This window comes from Mesorhizobium sp. IMUNJ 23033, assembly GCF_044778005.1.
In the GTDB taxonomy this organism is placed as follows: Bacteria; Pseudomonadota; Alphaproteobacteria; order Rhizobiales; family Rhizobiaceae; genus Mesorhizobium; species Mesorhizobium amorphae_A.
The window spans coordinates 85,180-109,726 of sequence record NZ_JBJACT010000026.1 but is presented as its reverse complement, the minus strand read 5'-3'; the positions used below and the strand labels follow the sequence as shown (position 1 = coordinate 109,726).

The following is a 24,547-nucleotide window of genomic DNA, read 5'->3' as shown; positions in this document are numbered from 1 at the left end:
CTTTTGTTCGGCAACGATGATGCCCGGCTGGGTCCCCAGTCGCGACACATAGGCCTGCCAGCGTTCCGCCTCGCGTTCTTCGGGATCACGGACCCTGGAGATATCGAATGCCGGTCCGCCTGCCGAAAGTTGTTGGGCGGCGGCCCGCGCCCGGTCGATCCACGTGGCAGTAGCCTCACCCTCGGCAACGATGCGATCATCGACGATCGAAAGTCGTACTGAATCCGGCGGAGCCAGCGACGCCGTCAGCCGCTTCAACACGAACTCCGGCTCAAGGCTCTGATAGGATTGCCAGTGTGAATGAACGCGAGCGGGATCGAGCCGCGTTCCGGACAACAACGACTGCGGGTCGGCGGCAAGCGGGTCTCTCAGGCCTGCAATGTAGAATTGGCCATCGCGCACCTTTTGTTCGGCAACGATGATGCCCGGCTGGGTCCCCAGTCGCGACACATAGGCCTGCCAGCGTTCCGCCTCGCGTTCTTCGGGATCACGGACCCTGGAGATATCGAATGCCGGTCCGCCTGCCGAAAGTTGTTGGGCGGCGGCCCGCGCCCGGTCGATCCACGTGGCAGTAGCCTCACCCTCGGCAACGATGCGATCATCGACGATCGAAAGTCGTACTGAATCCGGCGGAGCCAGCGACGCCGTCAGCCGCTTCAACACGAACTCCGGCTCAAGGCTCTGATAGAATTGCCACTGTGAATGAACGCGAGCGGGATCGACCTGCGTTCCGGACAACAGCGACTGCGGGTCGGCGGAAAGCGGGTCTCTCAGGCCGGCAATATAGAATTGGCCATCGCGCACCTTTTGTTCGGCAACGATGATGCCCGGCTGGGTCCCCAATCGCGACACATAGGCCTGCCAGCGCTGCCCGGATTGCCAGGAAAGAAAAAACCAACCCCCTGCCGCAATCAAAACCAGCAGGACGGCGGCCATCACCAGCCACGGAAATCCCTGGTTTGAGTCCTCCTGCTTCAGTTCAACGCAGGTCTGCAACTGCGTCTCTACGCCGATCAACTGCGAACTGTCGCCGTCAAACTGCTCTAAAGCCTGTGAGCATTCATCATGGATGCGAAGCAACACATCGCGAACTATTTCATGTAATTCCTCTGGCGGATTCCCCCGGATCACCGCAACCAAGGTCGCAAACGGTCCAACTTCTGACCAGAGACGAAGCTCCCCAAAGCGGATAGTGTCCAGGCCGCTCTGTTCTTTCTCGTTAAATGAGTCTTTTACAAAATCTTGAATTGCACTAAGCATCGAAGAAATGAGTTGAGGGTCTTCGCTAGTTGCATTATCAGCTGTTACATGCGCTATCAAAAGCCCGGAATTGCGGTGAATGAGAAAGACATGTTCTACACGATACACAAGAGAATGCTTAAGAACAACCTCAGAGAAGCTTGCGCCTGTTCTCCAAGATTCAAATCTCCACTTTAGTCCATGCCAGGTAAATATATGTCTTAAAGTTTCATTCAGCGACTGAAAGGTCTGGTCGATCTTTTCCCCGATCGACTTGCGAATTGCCGGCAGAAATACCGGGTACAATATATCAGTAAGCGTACGCGGGCTCCTCTGGATGGACCGTTGCACAGCCCTCTCGACAGCTGGCGCAAGGGCCTCGCCGAGTTGCGCATGAGGCGCACGTGCGGCAGCACTGGGAAGAACGCCCCCCACTGCAGCCGCAAGCTGCTCAGGTTCATCGAGCAGGTCCGTAACTCGTGAAAGCTCCGAAATTTCGCGGCCGACCAGCAACTGGCGCAGCGTTTCCATGCGAGGATCGGCGGTTGGAACTCCGTCGAAACGCGCATGATAGTCCGGATCAACGTTCCGGGCAATTTCGACCAAAAGACGAGCCAGAGCTTCGCGATCAATCTCTGAATCGTTCGAAGCTGTTTTTTTAGGAAGGCTGATTGGGTCGACGGTCGACGTCAAGTTCCGATCAACTCACTTTCCAGCTACGCTCCGAGTTGCCCTTGCTGCCGACGGGATCCTGATTCAGACATTTTGCGACCTCGACAAACAGGCCGGCCAAAAGATTTCGGTCGGTCTTGACGTTGCTGAGATCGGAAAACACCTTCTCTATCAGCATCTGAACGCCTTCGTTCTTTTGCTTGATTTCCTCACGCAGCAAATGATCGTTTCGATTTATCCGGTCCGCAACTTCGCGCTCAAGCTCGCTCAATTGATCCGACAACGCGCGCACCTGCTTTTCAAGTGCCTGATTTTGCTCGCGAAGATTCCGGTCAATCTCCTTGTCGGCCTCGGCTCGTGCATCTTTTTCGTGCCGCAATTGCGTCGCAAGCGAATCAACCTGCTTCTTCGCATTTGACTCGTACATTTCAAGATTGCGCTTGGCCTCGGATTCGACATCCTTGAAGCGCTGCAAGACCCGTTCTTCAAGCTTGGAAAAGCGGCGGTCATAGTCCTGCATCTGGTTGCCGAACAGCAGATCGCGTATCTTGTCGACACCTACAGCATCGCCCGCGGCCCCGCCCTCGCGAGCCTGGCCCGCCATGAAGTTCAGCCCGTTTCCCTCTGCATTACCTATCAGATTTCCGTCCGCTTTATTTGCCGGAGAAGCGGTACTCGAAGATTCCTTGGCCATCCCTATGCCCCTTCATTTGAACAGCTGCCACAGTGCTAATTTAGAAACTGGTCAACTTGTCAGCAAAAGACCCGGCCCGCAAGCCGGACTTTTGGCCTAGGCCGATTCGTGCGTCCCTTTTACGTCTTTTAGACTAGCAAAAAATGAACAAGTTACGATTGACGTCACTCTAATGTCTATTCGTGATAGTGGTAATAACTGGATAATATAATCGACAACTTGATGCAATCTACTAGCAAAATGAGCTATACTATGTCAGACTATAGCTGCAGGAGTACGATTATGTTGCGAATACTCTTTAGACGCATTGCAATTCTCTTGTCTGGTGGCGCACATGTTGCCTCGCACCCGGCTGTATACTGCCACCTATCAGCCTTCCTTACCGGCGGGAACGAGCAAGCCGATCGTTTTCATGATTCCCCGGATCTGGTTGGAAGCTTTCGCGATCTTGTCGAGCGCGGCGGTCATGCGGTGTCACCGTCAACGCCCGCGTCAGTACAACCCTTCTGCAGGCCAGGTCAGGTTTGTTCATAAGGCGGGATGGCGGGAACCAGATGATCCTCACCCGAGTGGTGAAGAAATGCGAGCGGAAATGCCCCGGCGCATCGACCTCAGCTTTAAAGCCGTCGGGCATGAGCGCTTGCCATTTAAGCCTGTCTTCAAGTCTTTTTGCCCGCGTCCAATTCGCCCCGATCTTGAGAGAGCAGTGCTGCCATCCGATGCCGTCATCCGTTTTTGACATTCGCCGACTCTTGCCGAAGAAAACGAAAGCTCGGTGATCCAGGACAATGCTATCGGAGGCGTTGTGGTACCGATGTTCAATGCCGAGCAAACCATCGAGGCTCGTGACGGTACTTTTCGTCCTAAACGTTTGAAGATAAAAGAGTATCCCTGCCACGGGCGACCGCCAAGCCGCGCTGTGACCGGCAGCTGTCGCAGTTTTTCTACTCCGTTGTGCCGGCTTTTTTTCTGCGCCGATTGGTGTGCGACTGCGCGACGGCCATTTTTAACGCGGGTGTGATCTGCAACGGCGCATTCTCTGCCCCATGTGGGTTCTGTAGCCCCTCAACATGCACAGTCGGGAACGGCAGTTCGATGCCCTGCTCCTTGAAGACTTGGCGGATGCGTACATAGAATTTGCGTTTCATACCAAAGGCGCCTCCTGGTCGGGTTGTGGCCTTGAGTCTCAATACGATGCCGTACTCGCCGAACTCCTGTACGCCCTGCATCTTGATCGGCTCGAGCACCCAGTGTTTGAATTCGGGATCTTCCGCCAGTTCGAGGCCGATTCGCTTGATCAGCTTGCGAGCGAAGTCGATATCGGTGTCATAGCCAACGGTGATGTTGAATTTATCGATAACCCAGTCACGGCTCTGGTTCTGGACTGCCCCGAGTTCGCCGAACGGTACGGTGAAGAGCGGTCCACGATGGTGGCGCAGCTTGACCGAGCGCAGCGAAAAGCTCTCCACCGTACCCTTGTAATTGCCCGATGTAATGTATTCGCCGACACGAAACGCATCATCGAGTAGATAAAATACGCCTGAGATCACGTCCTTGACGATGGTCTGTGCGCCAAAACCCACGGCGACGCCAACGACGCCGGCGCCGGCGATCAGCGGGCCGATCTGGATACCCATTGAGGCGAGCATCATCAGCACCGCCATCACGACGATCACTGCAAGCAGAATGTTCTGGATGATCGGCAAGAGCGTGCGCAGCCGCGCCTGCTGCGGATCGAAGGTCGGGACGTCCTCCTCGCTGATCACCGCGTGCGGCATTTCGATGCCCAGCTTTCGTTCGATCAAGGCTTTAATGATCGACCAGCCGAAATCGGCGGCAAGCGCAATGACCATGACATTGATCAAGCCGCGCAAAATGAGCGTGGTGGTCGTATCGCTATCGCGCATGGACTGCATGTCCAGACCCCAGACACGCGCGAGAAGGTAAGCCGCCGCCAGGATCAAAATCATCCGGATTCCACGATCGATGACAGCGATCGTCACTGCCGGGATCGTAGGCCGGCCAGCATCTTCCGAACCCGGCCGCAGGACGAAATTAACCCCGCGCTGAGTCAGTACGATTGCCAAAGGCAGGACGAATGCGGCGAAGGTAAACCAGAACCATGTATACAGGCCGGCGATGCGCTGTAGGAACAGAACGACGAAATAAGCAGTCAACAACCATGTCGCTGCCGTGTGACCGTGCCCACCGCCCCGCCATGTTCTTGGCCGGCGCCAAACGGCAAGCAGCAGGAGCAGCAGCAGCACGAAATCGGCGCCCACCGACAGGACCATCATTCCGTCCCGATCGATGCCGAGACCCGGCAAAAGGATGAACGCGGCGGCGATGAATGCGAAGACGCCGACGATCCGAGGTATCCAATAGGACCAATGGTCAGCCGTTTCGTTGGTGACCGGCAAAGCACGAACCTCGACGGCGTTCTCGACGTGCATGAAGGAAGGGACGAGCAGGGCTGCGACGTACGTGCGCACACCCCATGTCGCGACTGCAGCCATCAGAAATGTCAGCACAATCTCGCGGATGAGCATCGGCCAATCGAACAACATGAACGCGCCGGCGCTGCCCAGCGCGAACGAGACGATCAGCAGGCTGGAATAAAGCGTGCGGCCGCCAATCTTCTTGGCTCGCCCGATGGGCGTATCCTTCGGTTGCGCGATGATCCAAAGACGAAATGGGCGGGTCAACTTGTACGTTGCCCAAGTGAGCGCCAGGCCGGCAGCGATGAACATCGCAATCAGCACAAATACGCCGACAGGCCCCTTGCTGGACATATCCGCCATGGTCTCTGCCCGAACGCGCGCGAACTGGCCCGGCAGCAAGGGCAAGGTTCGCACGATTCTTTCGATATGATGCTTGATCCGATCGAGCGTCGAGGATGCCATCGTATTCATCTGGCCTGGCGCGACCACGGCGTCGGACGATGCGGCGGCCGGCGAAGCTCCTGCCCCGGCAGGCGCTTCCGTTGACCCGGCGCCCTGATTTCGTTGTTCGGCCACCCAGGCCTTCACCGACGGATCGTCGAGAAGCTCGAATAGCTGTTTGACCCTTTCAGGCGGGACGGTCGCCTGCGCCTGTGCCGGACCAGCCAACAACAGGGCGATCCCAAAGACGATCGGGCTGGCAACCAGGACAAACATCGCAGTCAGATATCCGGGATGTCGTGCCGGGCGCGCCAGATTCCTGGCTCCCAATCGTCCAATCATGCGTGGCATCGTGCTGTAACCTTCCAGTCAAATCGGCAAGCAACGACGTCTATGTCCGTTGTTGCCCTACCTTGAAGAAACCGATGTTGCGGTGCAAGACGTCATCGTTCCGACCCAGACCGTTTGCGCCGGGTACTTGGCGGTGTTTGTTTAGCCGCCAGGGGGTAGGACATTCCGACCTCGGCCCAGGCCTCCGGCCGTTCTATGAACTGGGCATCCGTGATGCTGGGCGCAGAACGCCCGGGACCAGGATCACAGGCCCATGCAACGAGGGCATGCGCGCTTGCTATTCAGCCTGCCCCGATCTTGACAGGGCAGTGCTGCCATCCGATGCCGTCATCCGTTTTTGACAATCGCCGACTCTTGCCGAAGAAAACGAAAGCTCGATGCTGGCAGACCTACCCGGCACTGGATATAGTCGTGGTGGACGATGGGTCGACGGACGGATCAGCGTCGAACAGCGTCCCTGAGGATCGTTTCCTTTGGCGGGAAATCGCCGGCCATGTTTCGGGACTTTTGTTCTACCTTCGAACCAGGCGCGAGTAAGACGGCGTGGCGCATAATCCCTTGGTTTCCATCGTGGTTCCTGCGCACAACGCGGAGGTAACGCTGGCGCGCGCACTCGATTGCCTTCTCGATCAGGAAATAGTGGATTGGGAGGCGATCATCGTCGACGACGCCTCCACGGACCGCACGCCCGCGATCATCACCGGCTATGTGGAGCGCGATACCCGATTTCGGACGTTGAGCCCTTGCGCGCATAGCGCCGCCGGCGCGCGCAATAGCGGGATTTCGACAGCGCGCGGCCGCTGGCTCATGTTTCTGGATGCGGACGATTGGGTGGATGCCAGCTTCCTTGCGAAAATGCTGGCCGCACTGAAAACCGCCCCCGATGCAGTGGCCGCCTATTGCGGTTCCCGGCACGTGATGCCCGATGGCGAACTCACCCCGTCGACCATCTCAACCGAGGTTGCGATCCAGCCCTTCGAAACATTCGCCCGCCGGTGCGCCATCCGCACTAACGCGCTGCTCGTCGACCGGGAGACAATTGTCGAGTTGGGGGGGTTCGATGTATCGCTGTGCACCTGCGAGGACTGGGATCTGTGGCAGCGCCTCGCACGTCTTGGCAAAGATTGGGTGATGGTCGACGAGCCGCTCGCCTTCTATCGGGCCAGCCCCAACTCGCTCACCCGCAACTCGACGCAGATGCTGGTAGATGCGGAAATCGTGATCGCCCGCGGCTTTTCTCCTGATCCCAGGGTCAAACACCCGGCATCGGCTCACGCCAATGGAGCGATCGAGGCGAACGGCACCGCTTCCGAAGCACTCGCGTGGTTCGCGTTGTGGAACGCCGCGTCGGATTGCGGCAGCGGCTCGCGCTCGATCGACCCGCAGTCCCTGCGCGCGCTGCCGGCAGGACGCAAGTGGGTGCGTAAGGCCGTCAAGGTGGTCTTCGATGGCCTTGTGGTGGGAAGCCTGTCGGCGCCAGCGCAATTGGCTGCCGGATGGGACAGGTTCGGCGGCGCCATCACCGAGTTGATCATCGAACTCGGCAAGATCTGGGGCGATTCCGCAGCGGCCCGCCGCGTCCAGTATCACCTTGAGCAAATGCTTCTTGAGGCCGACGATCTTGCCGCGCCGCGCAGGCTGGCGCGGACACTTGGAATTCGCGTCGACGCTCGCAATCCGACCTCGATCGAACTCCCGGAAGGCATCGATCAAATTTATGCCTATCTGACGATGGATGGCCGGATCGAGGCTGTCGTGCAGTTCGGCGCACTCGGGACAGTGACAAGGCGTCATTGGATTGAAATGATCCAGAATGTCGTGCCCGCTGAGCGGCCTGTACGCCGGTCTGGTCGGGACAGCCACTTCGGCAAGCTCGCGCGATTGGCCGCGGAAGCGCAGGAACTGGTTCGGTCGAGCGCCGTGCCTACGGAACGTCCTGCGGCGTCGCGCCCTGCAAGGGCCGCGGATGGACATGACAAGGATCGCACCTCGTTCTGGAATCGCTATTTCGCGACCGAGGATCCCTGGAACTACAGTTCGTCCTATGAGCAGGAAAAATACGAGCGGCAACTCGAAATTCTGCCTGCCGGTCCTATCGGACGGGCGCTTGAGCTGGCCTGCGCGGAGGGCCACTTCACGCGGCAGCTGGCGCCGCGGGTGGGCCGTCTGATCGCAACCGACATCTCCGCCATAGCCATCGGGCGGGCGGAAGCGCGATGCAGCGACCAGCCGAATGTCGAGTTCGGCGTACTGGATTTCTCCGCGGATACACTGCCGGGTGAGATGGATCTGATCGTCTGTTCGGAAGTGTTCTACTACCTGGACGATCTCGCCGAGTTGCGGCGCATCGCCAAAAAAGTCGTTGAGGCGTTGGCGCTTGGCGGCAGTTTCATCAGCGCACACGCATTCGTGCTACGTGACAATCCTGAGAGAACGGGCTTCGACTGGAACACATTCGGTGCGCAAGCGATCTCGGAGACGCTGGCAGCGACCGAAGGCTTCGTCCTCGAGCAATCGATCCAGACCGAGCTCTATCGCATAGACCGCTTCCGCCGCATGTCACCGGGCGAGGTGGCGACGGAACCGATGATTGATCATGTGCCAATCCGCGCGCGCATCGAAATGGGGGTCGCGCGAAAAGTCGTATGGGGCGGGGCACGGGCCTTGCGCCGCGACGTCGCACGCAGCGAGCGGCGGCAGCGTATCCCGGTGCTCATGTATCACAGCGTTGCCGAAGACGGTCCGGCCGCGCTCGCCCGTTTTCGGTGCGCGCCCGCCCTATTCGGCAGCCAGATGGCATGGCTGCGCGCCAATGGCTTTCACGCGATTATGTCCGAGCAGCTGGAACGGTTCATCGCCAACGGTGAGCCCTTCGCTGGCCGCCCAGTGCTCATCACCTTCGATGACGGCTTCCAGAACTTTGCCGACCATGCCTGGCCGATCTTGCGCGCCAACGACCAGACCGCGGAAGTGTTCCTGGTGACGGACTTGGTGGGTAAAAGTGCGCAGTGGGACGCCGACAGCGGTCCGCCGACGCCGCTTATGGACGCCGGGACGGTGCGACGCCTCGCCGGCGAAGGTGCGTTCTTCGGCAGCCATATGGCGACGCATCGCGCCATCGATGGTCTGTCGACCTCTGAGCTGGCCGCCGAGCTCCTGCGCTCTCGCATGTTCATCGAACGGTGGACCGGCCGGCCTACCACGGCGTTCGCGGCACCCTTCTCTGTCACCGACCGACGGCTTGGCCGGCTGGCCAAGGAGTGCGGCTATCGGATCGGCTTCGGCTCCAGACACGGGCCGGCGGGCCTCGACTGCGATCCCATCGACCTTCCGCGCATCGAGATTCGCGGAGATCGCTCGCTCGATCACTTTGTTGCCACTGTCGAGGCCGTGCTCGAAGAGCGGTGAACTTGTCAGTGTCTCGACCAGACTGCCGCGATCACCGGATGTCACGCGGAGATCGACACGCGCGTGCGACTGATCGAGCGGGCAAACGCCGATGTGGCCGCCGCCTGCAATGCGTGTGTTGGCGAGCGGCGCGATCCAACCTAATCCCATTCGTCGATGCCGACGATCTTTGGGCGCCGATCAAGATCGAGCGTCCGCTGGCTCCGCTTTTTGTTCGGTGTCCCGCCCGTTTACCTCGTTCGCAAGTCTATTGGGCGACTTGGGACACGGCTGACATCAGCTCCTGCGGGTTTGGCGCCCCAAACATGTATCGCCCACCCTCTGGAACCTCCGTGAAGCTCCAGCGGACGATCCCCTGCCGGTCCAGCAGGAACTGACCGACCAGTTGTCCGTGTCCCGTTGCCATCATCTGCTCGTCGGCTTCGGTAAGTTCGTAATGGTCCTTCTTGTCGAGGATTTCGCCGGCCGCGATAGGATCCATAGGACCGGGCAACTCGCTTGGTATGTCGACCAGCATATCCTTTACCGCTGCCATCGAGACCTTGTACGGCCAGTTCGTCTCGTTTTGGGTGAATTCGAGATTGGGCAGTCCAAAAGCACGATGTGAAGCGCGTTCAGGGTCGGAGGCCGCAAGCAGATTCGGCATCGGGTGGTAGCGGAAATAGAGACGCGCCCGTTCGATCGGCGTGTTGACCACCGTCAGGCTCTCCACGCCCTTTTCGCGCAGCTCCGGATCAAGCCGCGCCTGGGCGGCGATATGGCGCCGGCAAAACGCACAATGCAGACCTCGAAACAGGCCGACCAGCACCGGTTTTTGCCCGCGAAAGTCGTCAAGCGCGATCTTGCCTTCCTGGGTAATGGCGTCGAGTACCAAGTTCGGCGCACGGTCACCCGGTTGAAGCGGTACCAAGTCACTACGCGCGGACATTTCCAACCTCCAACCCGGCTAGTCGAGAAAAGGCAGCACCACAAGCGCTTCCGGGTCGAGCCCGTGCTGGGCGCATATACCCTGCGCCAGGGAAAAGTAGCGTTCGGCCTCGGCCAGATTGTCGAGGTCGAGATTGAGCGTTGCAAGACCATCATAGCACGGAAACAGCAGTTGGGGCTCGCCCGTTTCGCGGGCCACGTCCAGCGCTTCGTGGAACAAGCCAAGCGCCAGTTCCGGGCGGCCGTTGCACTGGTGGATCTGCCCAAGCACGATTAACGGCACCGGCAAGTGCTCGCGCTGGTCGAGCGCCCGGTCGATCTCGATCGCCTTCTCGGCAGCAGGCACGCCCTCCGTTGGACAGCGATCCGTGAAAGTACAACAAGCGACTGCCAGATTGGCGAGGAGGCGCGCCTGGAATCCCAGATCACCAATATGGCGCGCCACTTCAAGACCGCGCCGACAGACATCCATCGCCTGTGCCGGATCGATGGTCGTGTAAAGCACGCCGAGATTGGTGTAGCCGCGGCAGGCCGCGCCCAGTAGACCGGCGGCTTCGGCCAATTCAATGCTGCGCTCAACCTGACGCACGGCTTCACGATTTCGCCCAAGGCGAGCCAGCGCAACAGCCTTGGTGTTGAGTGCCTCGGCGGTCACAAGAGTGGCATCACAAGCTACCTCGGAGACATGCTCCGTTGTCAGAGAGCCTACGCAATCCAGCGCCGCATCTGCCCATTTTGCCGCGAGAGCGTGATCTCCGCTACGGAACGCCTGTCGGCCACGTTCTTGCCACAGATGCGCCTGCTCGACCGGGGCATCCGCTCCATCGAGGAGCGCTGCCGCTTCAGCATAGCGGGATTCTGCGTTGTCCCGCTTGCCGACGTCCCAGAGCAGCCGACCGATCTTCCGCAAAACTCGCGCCGAAGCGACACGATTGGCCGACTCGCGGTATGCCTGCAACACCGTCTCGTAGTGGTGGTGCGCGATCTCGCGGCGGCCTAGCGGGCCGCTCAGATCGGCAATGCGCTCTGCAATTGCCAGTTTGAGCGGTGTTTGCCCGATCGTGCCCAGCGCTGTCAGTGCTCGCTCGTAGAAGCGAAGGGCGTCGTCGTTGGCGTATATCATGCGAGCGCGATCGCCCGCCGCCTGCAGGTAATGCGCGCCCCTCTCTCGCTCGGCGCTCTGTGCGAAATGATGACCGAGCACGGTCAAATCCTCGAGCCGTTCCGGCTTGTCGCCGCACAATTGCTCCAAAGCAGCACCGACCCGCCCGTGGATTTCGGTCCGGCGTTGCAGGAGCAGATTCTGGTAGATCACGTCCTGCAGCAATGTTTGCGTAAAGCGGTAGCTTTGCGACGAGACCGAGCCTGATCCAGCAACTTCCTCGATGATTTCCGCATCGCAAAGCAGTTCGCAGCCGGCTTCCAGCCGGCCGGGGTCGGCTGTCACGGTTTTCAGAAGTGTGGCATCGAAGCGCGGGCCGATTACCGCGGCTTCCTGGGCCAACCGGCGCACCTCTTGGGGCAGCCGGTCGACCCGAGCAAGCAACATTGCCTGGATAGTGGCGGGAATGCCGGTTGCGACTTCGCCCGCCACAGTCCGCCATCGCTGGCCCTCGCGCATCAGTACACCGCGATCGATAAGACCGCGAACGATCTCCTCTACAAAAAGGGGGTTGCCGCCCGCGCGCTCGAGGATCTGGTCGAGAAGCCCACCTGCGGAGTTTACCCAGCTCTCACCGAAAAACGCCGCCAGCAGGCTGCGTCCGTCATCACTGTTGAGCGGTGAAAGCCTAAGCGCTGTGTGACTGACCCGACTTGAGTCGAGCTGGTCGTTGTCCGGCGCCGGACGATGCGTGACCAGCAACATCAACCGCGTGCGTTCCAACCTGTCCATCACGAAACGCAGTGCCTCGAGCGACACGGCGTCGGCCCAGTGCAGGTCTTCGACGACAATCAACAGCGGCGACAATGCAAGCCGCCGTTCGATGATTGTGCGGACTGCGTAGAGAATTTGCCGCCGCAGCTGCTCGGGCTCGACATGCTGCAAGGTGGCATCGGGGTCGCCAAGGCCAAGCACATGGTAGAGCAAAGGCATCAGCCGCTTCGCCTCTTCGCCCTGCAGGCCGAGATCGGTAAGCAAGCCTGCGAGCTTCCCCCGCATTTCGTCCCCATTGTCGTTTTGCATCATCCCGGCAGCGCTGCGCACCACTGCGCCCAAGGCGCCAAATGACTGTTCGCCCAGCGGTGAGCACATGGCCTGCCGCACGGCGACGTTGCGAAAACGATCCTCGTCGCCGACGCGGGCGACGAACTCCTTCACCAGCCGCGATTTCCCGATACCGGCTTCTCCGACGAGGCGGACAAGTTGGGCCGAGCCGCCGCACGCCTGGTCAAGGCTCGCCAGCATTCTATGGAGCTCCGAACCACGACCTATCATCGGCGCGCTGAGGCCGAGCGCCTCGAGTCCACGCGCTGCACGCGGCGCCGCAAGCGGTGCATCCAGTCGATGGACGAGCACACTGCCAGCCTTGCCGCGAAGCACGACGTCACCCAGCGACTCGTAAGCGAAGGCATGCCGGGTCAGCCTGTGAGTGAGCTCACCTACCAGCACCTCACCCGGTGCGGCCAGCGATTGCAGGCGTTGCGCCGTATTCACTGTGTCGCCGGTCACCGAATAGGATTTGGCGGTGCCGATGCCCAATCCGCCAGTAACGACCGGACCAGTGTTTATGCCGATGTGGAGCAACAGAGGTGTGCCGGAGTGGGGGGCGCTTTCGCCGAGCCGCGCCGTCCGAGCGATCATGTCGAGGGCGGCGCGAAGCGCACGTTCCGGATCGTCCTCGTGCGCGACCGGCGCACCGAACAAAGCGAGCAGTGCATCGCCGATGAATTTGTCGACGAAACCACCAAAGTTTCGCACGGCCGCCGTCAATTCCTTGAACAGTTCGTTCTGCAGCGCTTGCATCACCTCGGGGTCGAGCTGCTCGCTGAGTGTCGTGAAGCCGCAAAGGTCGGCGAACAGAACCGTTACCGTTCGGCGATCGGCGTCAGAGACGGGATGCAGCCCATCTTCGCTTTCGATGTTCGGAAGCAGCGACGGAGTTCGAGAAGGCGGCACAATGGTCCGGCTTGGTGTCGGAGCAGGCCGTTCGACGGCTTTTGCGGGCGCACCGACGCTTGCCCCACATTTCGGACAGAACTCGAAATCAGGTGCGCAGGAGTAGCCGCAACTGGCGCATGGCACGGGCTGACGCCTGCCACACCTGGGACAGAAAGCGTACCCGCCCTCAACCTCGAAACCGCAGCCCGAGCAGTCCATCGAACAAGACCTCACCAGGGGCCGTGACGGCGTGATCTCGCTACGCACTTCACGGCCGGGTATTCACACAAGATGAACCGATAGCCGTCGACCAGCAAGCGGCAGCGCAAATGGGCATCGAGCGATCCGTGTGGGTCCGGTGGCAGAGCGCTGCGGATACGGGCGGCTGCGTGGCCGTCGTTTGCGTCGAAGGAGCGTTGACAGCCCTGTTCGAGGATATCAGCAAGCCATCCGCTATCGTTCTTCCTTGACCACAAGCGGACTTACTGCTTACGCCTAAAAGAAGACGCTCATTGTCTGGCGCTGAGCGTCGGCATTTGGCGCTGCTTGCTCGTTCCCATCGACCCGACGAACGGCACCATTCAACCCCCGTTGCGGACGCTCGTTCGCAAAAAGGCGTATGGTGAAGTTTAGCCCGATGCAGCCGTGCAGTCTCACGACCACGAAGGTCCGATAATGTGAGAAAAGGCGACATGGGATCGCGACGGAAAACTGAAATATCGGAAAGTCGCTTCACTCGAGCCCGATCCACACAAAGCCGTCCTGCTTTCGGCAGGGATATACGATCAGCTTTGCGCGGTTTTTCGAAATGTCACCCAAATATTCAAGGCCCGCCCTGGTACCATCGTGCTCCAACTTAGCCCACTCCCTGATTTCGCCGGTAAGAAGGTCGAAACAACTCTGATGCCAGCGGCAGACCAAGCCAAGATCTGCGGTGATCGTGCTCTCCGTGTGTGGGAGCTTCAGCACTTCGGCCTGAGCGGAACTTCGGCGTTCGTAGAGCGGCAGATGCAGATGCGGGCAGGCATTGTTGAAGGCGCAATAGTTGTCGGATCCGCGAACGACGACGATATCGTAATCTTCAAAATCAAGAATCCGGCGTTCATAGGGCTGAAGCTCGTCTTCGGCAAAAGCGCGAATCCACCTCCTGCCGCCCTGACGGATGGTTTCGCGAGGCCGTCTGGCATTCAGCTCGGCGTCAATTTCGGGCTTCAGCCTGACGATTTCGAACAGGCTTGTGCGCTCGCCGGTACCGCGAAGGCGCACCCTGACGAAGTCGCCGATTTCCACCTTGTCGGCGATCTGGTCGCGGAGGGCCTCGGATATCAGCAAGCGCGTACCGGCATCTTTGTTGGCCGCCTCGACCCGGCTGGCCAGATTCACCACATCGCCGATTGCCGTGAGACGTTCGTGTCCGGCGAAACCCAATGTGCCGATGACGGCTTCGCCATAGTTGAGGCCGATACGAATATCGAAATCGATGCCATACATCGAGCTAAAGAACGGCTTCAGACGATCGACTGTGGCGAGGGTCTGGAGCGCGGCGTTCACGGCGCGGAGCGGAGCGTCGGGCTGGTCGTCGATGCCGAATATTGCCATGAGCCCATCGCCGATGAGTTTGTCGATGAAACCGCCATTCTGCTCGATGATGTCGCCGACCTGGGCGAAGTAGCGATTGAGCAGATACATCACGTCGTAGGGCGAAAGCCGCTCAGACAGTGCCGTGAAATCGACAATGTCACTGAAGAAGACCGCAACATGCTTTGCTTCGCCGCAACGCGTCGCGGCAGAAACGCCAAGCTGGCTGGTGATCATCATGTCGGTTTCGTCCAGCACCAGGCGTCGAACGCGAAGCTCGCCTTCCGGCCTGAGCTGACAGGCCAGCCTAACTTCATCCGCCAATCTCAACCGGTCCGCCATCAGGGTTTCGGCCGGATTCCGGTCCGGGCAAGCCTCAAGGCCATCGAGCACCCAGACGCGGCATGTCGAGCATTTCGCCCGGCCGCCGCATGCATGGGCGAACGGCACGCCCGATCTGAGAGCCGCCTCGAGCAAGGTCTCATCGGCGGCCACGTTAAAATCGATCTGGTCAGGTAGAGCGGTTACTTTGGTCATATTCTTGAACAGAGGTCTGCGGCGTTGGCCGGCTCGCCAGTGTAGCACCAATCGGCTCAGGCAATCGAATAGTGATCGTTCGCCTAGCGGAAACACGAATGTCGGCTCGTGGCGCAATTTGCTTGTTCCAATCGACGAGGCCTGAGAACATTCGACCCCTTTGCGGACGGTCGTTCGCAGAAGGCGTACGATGAAGTTTGACCCAATCACGACGCTCACTCCGGTCAGTGGTAACGTCCGGATTTGGCGCGCGATTCCGACCTCAGCGAACGAAGTTATAACACGCCATTCCAGTGTATGATTGCTTCGCCAATTGGGTGTGCGCTGCAATAGCAGCCGAGATAGTCGCGCTTGCCGAAGGGGCTGTCGGCTCTGACGGGATTGGCGTAAGCTACAGTTAAGGGGGTGCACACATGCACCGCATCATCGCCATAGCGATCTTAGTTCTCGCGACCGCGTTCAGCTGCCCCGCGCGGGCGGACGTGCTGATTGGGGTTTCATCCGCGCTGACGGGACGGCTCGCCTGGTTCGGCGAGCAGGGGCAGCGTGGCGCAGAGATGGCCGTGGCCGACATCAATGCAACGGGTGGCGTACTCGGCCAGCAGATGCGACTCATCACGGCCGACGACTTCTGTGATCCCGAGCAAGCGGTCGCCGCAGCCCAGAAGCTGGTGGGTGACGGTGTGGTGCTCGTCGTAGGGCACTACTGCTCTGGAGCCTCGATCCCAGCATCGAAGGTGTACGAGGCGGCGGGCGTTTTGCAGATTTCACCAGGATCGACCAATCCGCTGTTGACTGAACAAGGCCGCGCCAACGTTTTTCGCGTCATTGGTCGCGACGACACGCAGGGGATCGTGGCCGGCAACTACCTGGCCGAAAATTGGAGCGACAAAAGGATTGCGATCCTTCACGACGGCACCACTTATGGAAGGGGTCTTGCCGACGAGACTCGAAAACAGCTGAACAAGCGCGGCGTAGTCGAAGCGATCTACGAGGAGTACACCCCCGCGAAGAACGATTATTCGGCCGAGATCGCTGCGCTAAAGGCTGCGAATATCGCCGTGGCATATGTCGGCGGATATCATGCCGAGGTCGCACTCATGGTTCGCGCCGCGCGCGACCGCAGCTATGCGGTTCAGCTAGTCTCAGGCGATGGCATGGCGACCGAGGAATTTGCTTTGATCGCCGGCCCCGCGGCCGAGGGGACCCTCTTCACGTTCCCGGCGGATGCTCGCCGAAATCCCGAAGCGGCCTCAGTCGTCGAGCGGTTCCGGGCTGAAAACTTCGAGCCCGCAGGCTACACGCTGCTCAGTTACGCCGCCGTCCAGGCCTGGTCGCAGGCGGTGGAGAAGGCCGGCTCACTAAAGCTCCAAGCTGTGATTGCGTCGCTGCGCGGCAATCAATTTGATACTGTGTTGGGCCGTATCGACTTTGACGACAAGGGCGACCTCACGACCCAAAACTGGGTTTGGTACGTCTGGCGCGGCGGAGAGTACGTGCCGGTTGAATAGGGTTCGCTGATCGCCGGCGTGCCGGCTGAGACGTCTAGTCTGATGCAGACCAGTGTGGCCGGACTGTTCCGACTCGCCGAGATGCTTGAACGCCTCGGCATACGGGGCCGGCTGTTGCTCGCCTTTTTCGGGATCAGCGCCCTTGCGGTGCTGGCAACCGCTGCGGCGCTTTATGCTTTCCTGCAGGTTGGCGACGTCGTCGACCGAATTACCACGGATCGAGTGCCGTCGGCGCTCGCCTCCCTCCAGCTGTCGCGCCAGGCCGAACGGGTCGCTGCTGCCGCGCCATCGGTGCTGGCAGCGACTAGCAGGGCTCAGCACAGCGAGGTCTCGGCTGCCGTCGCGCTCGAGATGTCCCGCCTCGAGGCCCTGCGCACGGACCTCCGGGATGCCACGTTAGGCACAGTGCCTTTGGCCGAGATCGAGGAAGCCGCGATTGTTCTGAGGCGCAACCTGAAGGAGCTCGACTCTCTAGTTGTCGCCCGGCTCGACGTGGTCGCCCGCAAGGAGGAGCTCCTGAACCGCCTCGCCGCGACGACGACCGGAAGCCAGCGCCTTGTCGCCACCGGCATCCTAGTGATGGATTCCAGGCTCCCGCAATGGCGGGCGGTCGCGGCCGACACGTCGCTGTCGCCCGATCGACGCGCAGCGGCGATGGCCGACCTGGTCCAGGCGATTGCGGCCTACATCCCCCAGCAGAAGGCGCAGCGGGAGATCTCGGCGGTCAACGACGCGCTGGTGAAGGTCGCGAACGCGCCGACGCCGGGCGACCTGGCGTTGATCCTTTTTCCGCTACGCCGTTCGCTCACTGCTCTTGAAAAGGCTTCCATGAAGATCGACGAAAAGCTGCGGACCCGCTTCCGGCAGCGTGTCGACGAATTCAAGGGTTTGACCGACGGCGAGGACAGCATCCCCAAGGCGCGGGAGGACGAGTTTGCTGTCCTGGCACAGGGCGAAAGGCTTCTCGCCGAGAACAATCGACTGTCGCGCAATCTCACCGCTGGCGTCGATCGCCTGGTCGCTACGGCAGACCAGGAGATCGCTGCGTCCGGTCGCGAAGCCGCGCTCGTCCAGCGCTACGGCACCGCGGTTGTGCTCGGCTCCGCCTTCCTCAGCCTCCTGAGTTCGGTTCTGGTTGTCTGGCTCTATGTCGACCGCAGCCTCCTCGCCCGACTGGGGGCCGTGAGCCAGGGCATGCTCGCGATTGCGGGGGGCAACCTTCGTGCGCCGCTGCCTGCCGCGGGCAGCGACGAAATCGGGCGCATGGCCGAAGCGCTGAGACTCTTCCGGGATACTGCTGTCGAGGTCGAGGAAAAGAACCTGCGCGACGTTGCGGAAGCTCGTCAGCGGCTCATCGATGCCATCGAAAGCATCTCCGAAGGATTCGCTCTGTACGACGGGGAGGACCGGCTCGTCCTCAGCAACAGCCGCTACCGCGAATTGCTCTACACCGGTCTGGAGACCGAACTGACGCCCGGCACGACATTCGAGCAAATCATTCGCCGATCCGCTGAGCGCGGCTACATCAGGGACGCCGAGGGGCGGGTCGAGGAGTGGGTCACCGAGCGCCTCTCGCGGCACCGCAACCCTGGCGAACCTTGGGTGCAGCGGCGAGGGGACGGGCGATGGGTCATGATCAGCGAGCGGCGGATCAGCGCCGGCGGAACGGTCGCCGTCTATTCGGACATCACTGAGCTGAAGCAAAGGGAGGAGAACCTTGCCGAGAAATCGGTGGTTCTGGAGGCGCTTTCCAGCAAGCTGGCGAAGTATCTGGCGCCCCAGGTGTATAGCTCGATATTCACCGGCCGCCAGGAGGTCAGGATCGCCAGCCAGCGGAAGAAACTGACAATATGCTTCTCCGATATCGCGGGCTTTACCGAGACCACTGACAAAATGGAATCCGAGGATCTCACCCAACTCCTCAATCACTATCTGACGGAAATGTCGAAAATTGCTTCGGATCACGGCGCGACGATCGACAAATATGTCGGCGACGCGATCCTGATGTTTTTCGGCGATCCCGAGACTCGCGGCGTCAAGGAGGACGCGCTGGCTTGCGCGCAGATGGCACTTGCAATGCAAAAGCGGATTAGCGAGCTTGCCGAAGTCTGGCGGGACATGGGGATCGAAACACCGCTGCGCTGTCGCATCGGCATCCATACCGACTACTGCACCGTCGGTAACTTCGGCAGCGAGGACCGAATGGACTACACGATAATCGGCGGCGCCGTGAATCTCGCCTCGCGCCTGGAGCAGGAGGCGCCGCCGGGGGCCATCCTCATTTCCTACGAGACGTTTGCGCAAGTGAAGGACTCAATCGACTGTGAGGAGCTGGGGCACGTCCAGGTCAAGGGGATCGCCTATCCCGTCGCCACCTACCGCGTCATCGATCTGAAGGCCAATCTGGCGGCCGCTCGTCGTGCCGTTCGAACCGAGCTGCCGCACTTCAGGCTGGAACTTGAACCGGAGCTGATGCCCACTGACGAGCGTGGCGATGCCGTCACTGCACTTCGAGACGCGCTGGATCGGCTTTGTCACAAGCCCGGGTAGTAGGGCAACCTGAAATAAGGCTCAGGTCGCCTTGATCTTTGCCTGGCCGATCTTGCGCCATCGGGCGTTTTCGCGAACCAGTTTCAGGTCGTCGGTCGTCTCGGCAAATGTCCGCAAACGGTATTGCCGGAGCAGGTCCGGGAAGAGCGCCCCGTCCGGCAGGCCGGCAAGCTGCTCGCGGACCGAGATCTTTTCATCGATGACCCCGGTGCCCCAGGCATTTTCCCGAACCTGCAGCTCCGCAGCCAGATCGCGCTCTTCCGGCGCGTTTTCATCTAGCACAGCCAGCAGGATCGAGTAGAAAAGCGCTACATAACCAATCTGTCTCAGGCCGCCCACAACCCGCACACGCGGCAATATGGCAAGGACGAGGAACATCAGGAACAAGTTCGGCAGCAGCACGCCGTCCAGCAGCGCCTGCTTGAGATGCGGCCGCTCGAACGGGATGGAAAGGCCGTGTAGCCTGTCAGGCTCGATCAGGCGCCCGTTCTCGAGGACGAGCTTGCGCACGCGCTCCTCGCGGATGCCCCAGAAATAGGCCGTGGCATTGGGCAGGAATGTGCCAAATGGGCTCGATGCGGCCTCTTGCAGGGCACGTTCGAGACGCTGGCGCCTTGCGGGCTCAATGAGCAGCCTGCAAAGAAGGCTGCCGTCATATTCCAGATGCCGCGCTACGACAGTCGCGGCGAGCCGATCATCGATGAAAACCGGCAGGGCCATGCCGGAACGATCCCAATCGGCGACCAGATCTTCGTTGAGGGCTGTCAGCGCATCGGCGGCGGTTCCAAACACCTTGTCCTGGCTGGCAAGCAGTGTGCCCAGCCAGCGGCTGGCATCCGTTTCGTCGCCCACCGCTTCGAGCGCGCGCTTGTTGAGGGTGACGGGACCGGCCGCGCAGGCGCTTTTGCGGCACAGTTTGTGGCGCCCCATGCCAAACAGGTTGACCTTGTCGTCGCCGACATCGAGCCATCCCGGCCCCTCCCGGCCAATTGTCTCCATGGTCATCGTCGTTCCCATGAAGCCGAAGAAGGCCGACAGCCCGTTTTCGATCGCGCCGAGCCAGGCAAGCAGGAAGGCATCGAAGGTGATCCGGTCCATCAGAAGCAGGCAGTGCAGGCCGGACTGAATCACCGGTCTGTGCTCGAACTCTTCGAGGGCCTTGCCGATCTCTTCAGGCTGCATGATCGCACCAAGGCGCTGATGCAGGACTTCGCGCAGGATCGAGCGGGCAGCGATCGCCGGGGCCGATGCAGGCCTTGCCACCGGCCGCCACAGATGGCGGGCGTAATCGGAAACCGGTGCATTCCAGTTCTGCTCGATGTCACGCACGACTTCCGGGCAGAGCAGCGACAGCGCAGCCAGAATTTCCACCGGAGGCTTAGGGGTTGGGTCAAAGACGGCGGTCATCAGAACCGCAGCCGGGCCATGCTCAGGAGGTCGTGGTACTGCCCGTCGGTAAAACCCGCCTTCACATGGCGGCCTTCGACCTTGAAGCCGTGGCTTGTGTAGAGACGGACGGCCGGTTCGTTGTCGGCATAGACGGTCAATTCGACCCGCTTCAGGGCGCGCCAGTTGTCGGCCACGTCAAGCAGCGCGGCAAGTATGGCAGAGCCGATACCCTTGCCGACAAAGCCATCGTCAAGGCCGATATTGATCTCGCCGATATGCGAACGGCGCGGCGAACCCTGCACGACCAGGCTGCCATGGCCGACGACCTTGCCGTCCAGCTCCGCAACGATCCAGGTGGTTTCCTGGCCGGACTTGGCGATGCGCCGCTCCACCTGCTCCACCATCTCGAAGGGCATCCTGAGCGTGCCCCAGCGGAAGCCCGGCATGTTGAAGATAGCGCAAAGCGCCTCCGCATCGCTTGGCCGGACGGCCCGGAGCTGCGGCTGGATTTTGTCGGAGGAGGGCGAGGTCATGGCTTTCCCGGCAAAGGCAATCGGCCCGGCACGATGCACCGGACGTCACCCGAAAATCCAGCCGTCTCTGCAACCTATGCCGATTGCGCGCTAAAATACCTGGAGGCGGCGCAGAGTTTGAAGACGCCGCTGATGCCGATCCAGCCGAAAAGGGCGAGCCAGCACAATGTCCCGGTCGCCGTCCAGTTGATCCGGTGCACCGCAGCGTCGGTGATGACGAGGCCAAGGATGGCAAGCAGGCCAACCAGAAACTGCGCCAGGCCGAGCACCAGCAATTCCTCGCGCGGCGCGCTTCTCCAGACGAGATATGTGCCGCCGGCACCAGCGAGGAAGATGGCGCTGTAGACCTCAGCGTGGAAGGCATCGATCGGCCATGGCCAGAAGCCCCCGAATGTCAGGGGAAACAGCAACAGGCCGGCGCCATAGAGCCCGAGGATCGCCATTTCCATCGGCATGTAGGCGCGCCATGCGGGGTTTAAGATCACGCCTTTTGCAGAAGGGCGGGCCCTGGCCTGCCACAGGAACAGCCCGGATACCGCGGCCGAACCAAGATAGACCAGAAACCAGAGCCAGGGCGCTTTGCGCTCGAAGTTGAAATAGCCGAGATTGATGAACGACGCCGCCGACACGATGACGGTGAAGATGAAGGCCATGACGAGCACGAGCCTGCCGGGCGACCAGCGATTCCAGACCAGCAGCGCCGCCATCACGGCCATTTCGGCGGTGTAGAAGCCGCCGAGGAAGCGGGCATTGAACGGCGTGACGGCCCAGGGCCAGCGCGGCTTGACCAGCGCAGGCGCAAAAAACAGGCCGGCGCCGACGATCAGGACGATGATGACCGCCGCCGAGAAAAGCCGCAGGGCCGCGGGAAATGGCGGGTTGTCGGGTGTCGGCACGGGAGAAAGCCCCAAGGATGAATGCCCCATGGACCCATCATAGTGCCGCTTGCGGCCGGTGAAAATCCGCCGGATGGAAATTGAACCGTCACCAGGTCTATCCATTCGAATGGCTGTACCGTCCGTTTCGACGTAAGATGGAGCGCTCGGGCCGAAGATCGGTCCAGCCAACCCGTCTCGGGGCGCATTTTCCGGAGCCTGCACGATGACCGAAGCTCAGGATCTGTTCTCGCTTCTGCGGCAATCGACCGATGTCGATCCGCAGGCAATCGACGCGATCAAGCGAACCATCGCGGAGGGCATAGACCGCGAACTTTGCCGCATCAATGTGCCGGCCTTCGCCAGCAAGCATGGCCTCGACGAGGAACGCGCCATCAGCGCCTTTCTCCATGCGGCGCGGGTGGGCATCTTCGACATTTCCTGGAATGTTCTGTGCCCCGGCTGTGGCGGCGTGCTCGACACCAACGCCACGCTGAAAACCATGCAGAAGGACGAATACACCTGCGCATTGTGCTCCCAGGGCTATTCGCCGACGCTCGACGAGATGGTCGAGGTGACATTCACCGTCAGTCCCCGCGTGCGCAGGATTGCCGCCCACAATCCGCACGAACTGCCGTTGGTGGAATATTACCGCCAGATCTACTGGGCGTCCGGCGCCGATCTGCCGGACGAGGATTTGGCGACAAAGATGGAAGCGTTCTCGCTGGAGGATATCGAGCTTGCGCCCGGTGAAAAGGCGGTTCTGCACATACAGCTTCCGCCCCAATTCATCATCGTCTTCGAGCCGGTCACCCATTCGGCGCAATTCATCGACGCGAAGGGCGAACCAGCAACAGAGCGCCGAAGCCTCTCTTTGGTCTTCGACCGCGACCATGTCCAGAACCAGACGCTGGAGATGCAACCCGGCCCTTTGCGCATTTCGCTGGAAAACAGGACCGACACCCGCGTCCTGCCGACGGTCTTCATCGCCTGCCCGGTATTGCATGATTTCCTGGGCAAGCGCCGGCCCTTCCTGACCGCCAAGCGCCTGCTCACCAACCAGACGTTCCGCGATCTCTATCGCACGGATACGCTCGATATCGACCAACGCCTGAAGATCACCAGCCTGACCTTCCTGTTCACCGACCTGCGCGGATCGACCGAGCTTTACGAGCGGGTGGGCGATCTTTCAGCCTTCGATCTCGTACGTGAGCATTTCCAGGTTCTGCACGAGATCGTCGCGGCGGAGGCAGGCGCGGTGGTGAAGACGATCGGCGATGCGGTGATGGCGACCTTCGCGACGCCTGATCGTGCGATTGCTGCGGCCCTCAGGATGCGCGATGCCATGCGTGCGCTCAACGACAAGAGCGGGCGTGAGGATTTGCTGCTCAAGATCGGAGTCCATGCCGGCCCCTGCATCGCCGTGTCCATGAACGAGCGGCAGGACTATTTCGGCCAGACGGTCAACATTGCTTCGCGGGTCCAGAACCTCGCCAACGCACAGGCGATCTTCGCCACTCGTGCGGTGGTCGACGACAATCTCACTGCCGATCTGTTGCACAGGAACGCGCTGACCCCCGTGCCTCACGAGGTCTCGCTGCGCGGCATTGAGCGGGAGATAGCAGTCTATACGATCCCCTGACGATTTGGCCCCTGAAGATTGGGGTCGTCTCGGCCGCTCACACGCGCCTGGAGATAAAATAACGATCGGCGGGCACCGAAGGCGGCGGCGTGAGGCGTTGCAACAGCGGGTGATCGAGCGGCGTGCCGCTGACCGCGATGCCGCCGACGCGAAGCAGGCGCGCGATCAGATCGGGAAGCCAGGTAGAGGTCACTGCATCGCGATCGTCATAGCCGGTGCCGATGTCGGCATGAACAAGGACGGCGTCGATGCCAATGAACCTCTCCGCCGTCTCGCGTATTTCGCCGAGCACGAGGTCTTCAGCTTCGGGAATTGAGCTGGCGTGTGCGCCAAGTGCGCGGTCGAACACCACGATCCGGCGGCCGGGCAGGCGCTCGCGCAGATGGTGGAACGTCCGGCCATTGCCGAGGCCGAGCTCGAGCACGGGGCCCTCGATCTTCGCCACCTCCGCGCAGACTTGATCGAGAATGTCGCGCTGTGCGGTCATCCTGCTGATGAAATTCTCGAGGCGAGTCATATGCGTTTGTGTGTCCTGAATCAGCTCAAGAGATCGGCAATGCTCGCGACCAGAACGGTTCACGGGTGAAACCCGAAAGCGACGTGTTTAACCCGATCGCGTCTCGCCACATATAGAGGCGAACGATGAACGCTGCAACAAT

The 24,547-nt window shown here is 60.8% G+C and carries 13 protein-coding genes and 1 pseudogene; 4 read left to right on the top strand and 10 right to left on the bottom strand.

What is annotated here, in order from left to right; genetic code table 11:
* From ACFX5Q_RS25020 to ACFX5Q_RS25010, 3 genes and pseudogenes are all read right to left on the bottom strand, one after another.
* Positions 1-1,932: pseudogene (locus tag ACFX5Q_RS25020) on the bottom strand (OmpA family protein); the annotation flags it as partial.
* Positions 1,933-1,939: 7 nt separating this feature from the next.
* Entirely contained in the window at positions 1,940-2,605 is a 666-nt protein-coding gene (locus ACFX5Q_RS25015) for a hypothetical protein (protein WP_404282345.1), read from the bottom strand.
* A 944-nt stretch (positions 2,606-3,549) separates the two neighbouring features.
* The gene (locus ACFX5Q_RS25010; protein ID WP_404282343.1) at positions 3,550-5,763 is read right to left on the bottom strand and encodes a mechanosensitive ion channel family protein; all 2,214 of its coding nucleotides are present in this window, start codon (positions 5,761-5,763) and stop codon (positions 3,550-3,552) included.
* Positions 5,764-6,396: 633 nt separating this feature from the next.
* Between ACFX5Q_RS25010 and ACFX5Q_RS25005 the strand changes: the two genes are divergently transcribed.
* A complete protein-coding gene (locus tag ACFX5Q_RS25005; RefSeq protein ID WP_404282341.1) occupies positions 6,397-9,246 on the top strand; it encodes a glycosyltransferase in 2,850 nt (949 codons plus the stop codon).
* A 247-nt stretch (positions 9,247-9,493) separates the two neighbouring features.
* On the opposite strand, the gene ACFX5Q_RS25000 is transcribed toward ACFX5Q_RS25005, so the two are convergent.
* The 3 genes from ACFX5Q_RS25000 to ACFX5Q_RS24990 all read right to left on the bottom strand — a co-directional run bounded on the left by ACFX5Q_RS25000 (position 9,494) and on the right by ACFX5Q_RS24990 (position 15,388).
* Positions 9,494-10,174: a peroxiredoxin-like family protein gene (locus ACFX5Q_RS25000; RefSeq protein WP_120018102.1), complete on the bottom strand. Its 681-nt coding sequence runs from the start codon at positions 10,172-10,174 to the stop codon at positions 9,494-9,496.
* Between the two features lie 18 nt (positions 10,175-10,192).
* Complete coding sequence (locus ACFX5Q_RS24995; RefSeq protein ID WP_404282339.1) at positions 10,193-13,492, bottom strand: ATP-binding protein; 3,300 nt, start codon at positions 13,490-13,492, stop codon at positions 10,193-10,195.
* A gap of 513 nt (positions 13,493-14,005) precedes the next feature.
* Entirely contained in the window at positions 14,006-15,388 is a 1,383-nt protein-coding gene (locus ACFX5Q_RS24990) for an adenylate/guanylate cyclase domain-containing protein (protein ID WP_404282337.1), read from the bottom strand.
* 413 nt (positions 15,389-15,801) lie between these two features.
* Between ACFX5Q_RS24990 and ACFX5Q_RS24985 the strand changes: the two genes are divergently transcribed.
* Both ACFX5Q_RS24985 and ACFX5Q_RS24980 read left to right on the top strand, forming a co-directional pair.
* Entirely contained in the window at positions 15,802-16,899 is a 1,098-nt protein-coding gene (locus tag ACFX5Q_RS24985; RefSeq protein WP_404282335.1) for a branched-chain amino acid ABC transporter substrate-binding protein, read from the top strand.
* A gap of 81 nt (positions 16,900-16,980) precedes the next feature.
* Positions 16,981-19,449 (top strand): adenylate/guanylate cyclase domain-containing protein, encoded by a 2,469-nt coding sequence (locus ACFX5Q_RS24980; protein ID WP_404282356.1) that lies wholly within the window; start codon positions 16,981-16,983, stop codon positions 19,447-19,449.
* Between the two features lie 21 nt (positions 19,450-19,470).
* Here the strand turns inward: ACFX5Q_RS24980 and ACFX5Q_RS24975 are convergent, their stop codons facing one another.
* From ACFX5Q_RS24975 to ACFX5Q_RS24965, 3 genes are all read right to left on the bottom strand, one after another.
* The gene (locus ACFX5Q_RS24975) at positions 19,471-20,856 is read right to left on the bottom strand and encodes a hypothetical protein (RefSeq protein WP_404282333.1); all 1,386 of its coding nucleotides are present in this window, start codon (positions 20,854-20,856) and stop codon (positions 19,471-19,473) included.
* Positions 20,856-21,371, bottom strand: coding sequence for a GNAT family N-acetyltransferase (locus ACFX5Q_RS24970; RefSeq protein ID WP_404282331.1), 516 nt, complete (start codon positions 21,369-21,371; stop codon positions 20,856-20,858). Before ACFX5Q_RS24970 ends, ACFX5Q_RS24975 begins: the two co-directional genes overlap by 1 nt.
* A gap of 74 nt (positions 21,372-21,445) precedes the next feature.
* On the bottom strand, positions 21,446-22,297 hold the full coding sequence (locus tag ACFX5Q_RS24965) for a hypothetical protein (protein WP_404282330.1): 852 nt from the start codon (positions 22,295-22,297) through the stop codon (positions 21,446-21,448).
* Positions 22,298-22,472: 175 nt separating this feature from the next.
* Between ACFX5Q_RS24965 and ACFX5Q_RS24960 the strand changes: the two genes are divergently transcribed.
* Positions 22,473-23,888 carry an adenylate/guanylate cyclase domain-containing protein gene (locus ACFX5Q_RS24960; RefSeq protein WP_404282328.1) on the top strand — a complete coding sequence of 472 codons (1,416 nt, stop codon included), beginning with the start codon at positions 22,473-22,475 and terminating at the stop codon, positions 23,886-23,888.
* Between the two features lie 37 nt (positions 23,889-23,925).
* On the opposite strand, the gene ACFX5Q_RS24955 is transcribed toward ACFX5Q_RS24960, so the two are convergent.
* Entirely contained in the window at positions 23,926-24,405 is a 480-nt protein-coding gene (locus ACFX5Q_RS24955) for a class I SAM-dependent methyltransferase (RefSeq protein WP_404282326.1), read from the bottom strand.
* Positions 24,406-24,547 lie beyond the last annotated feature (142 nt).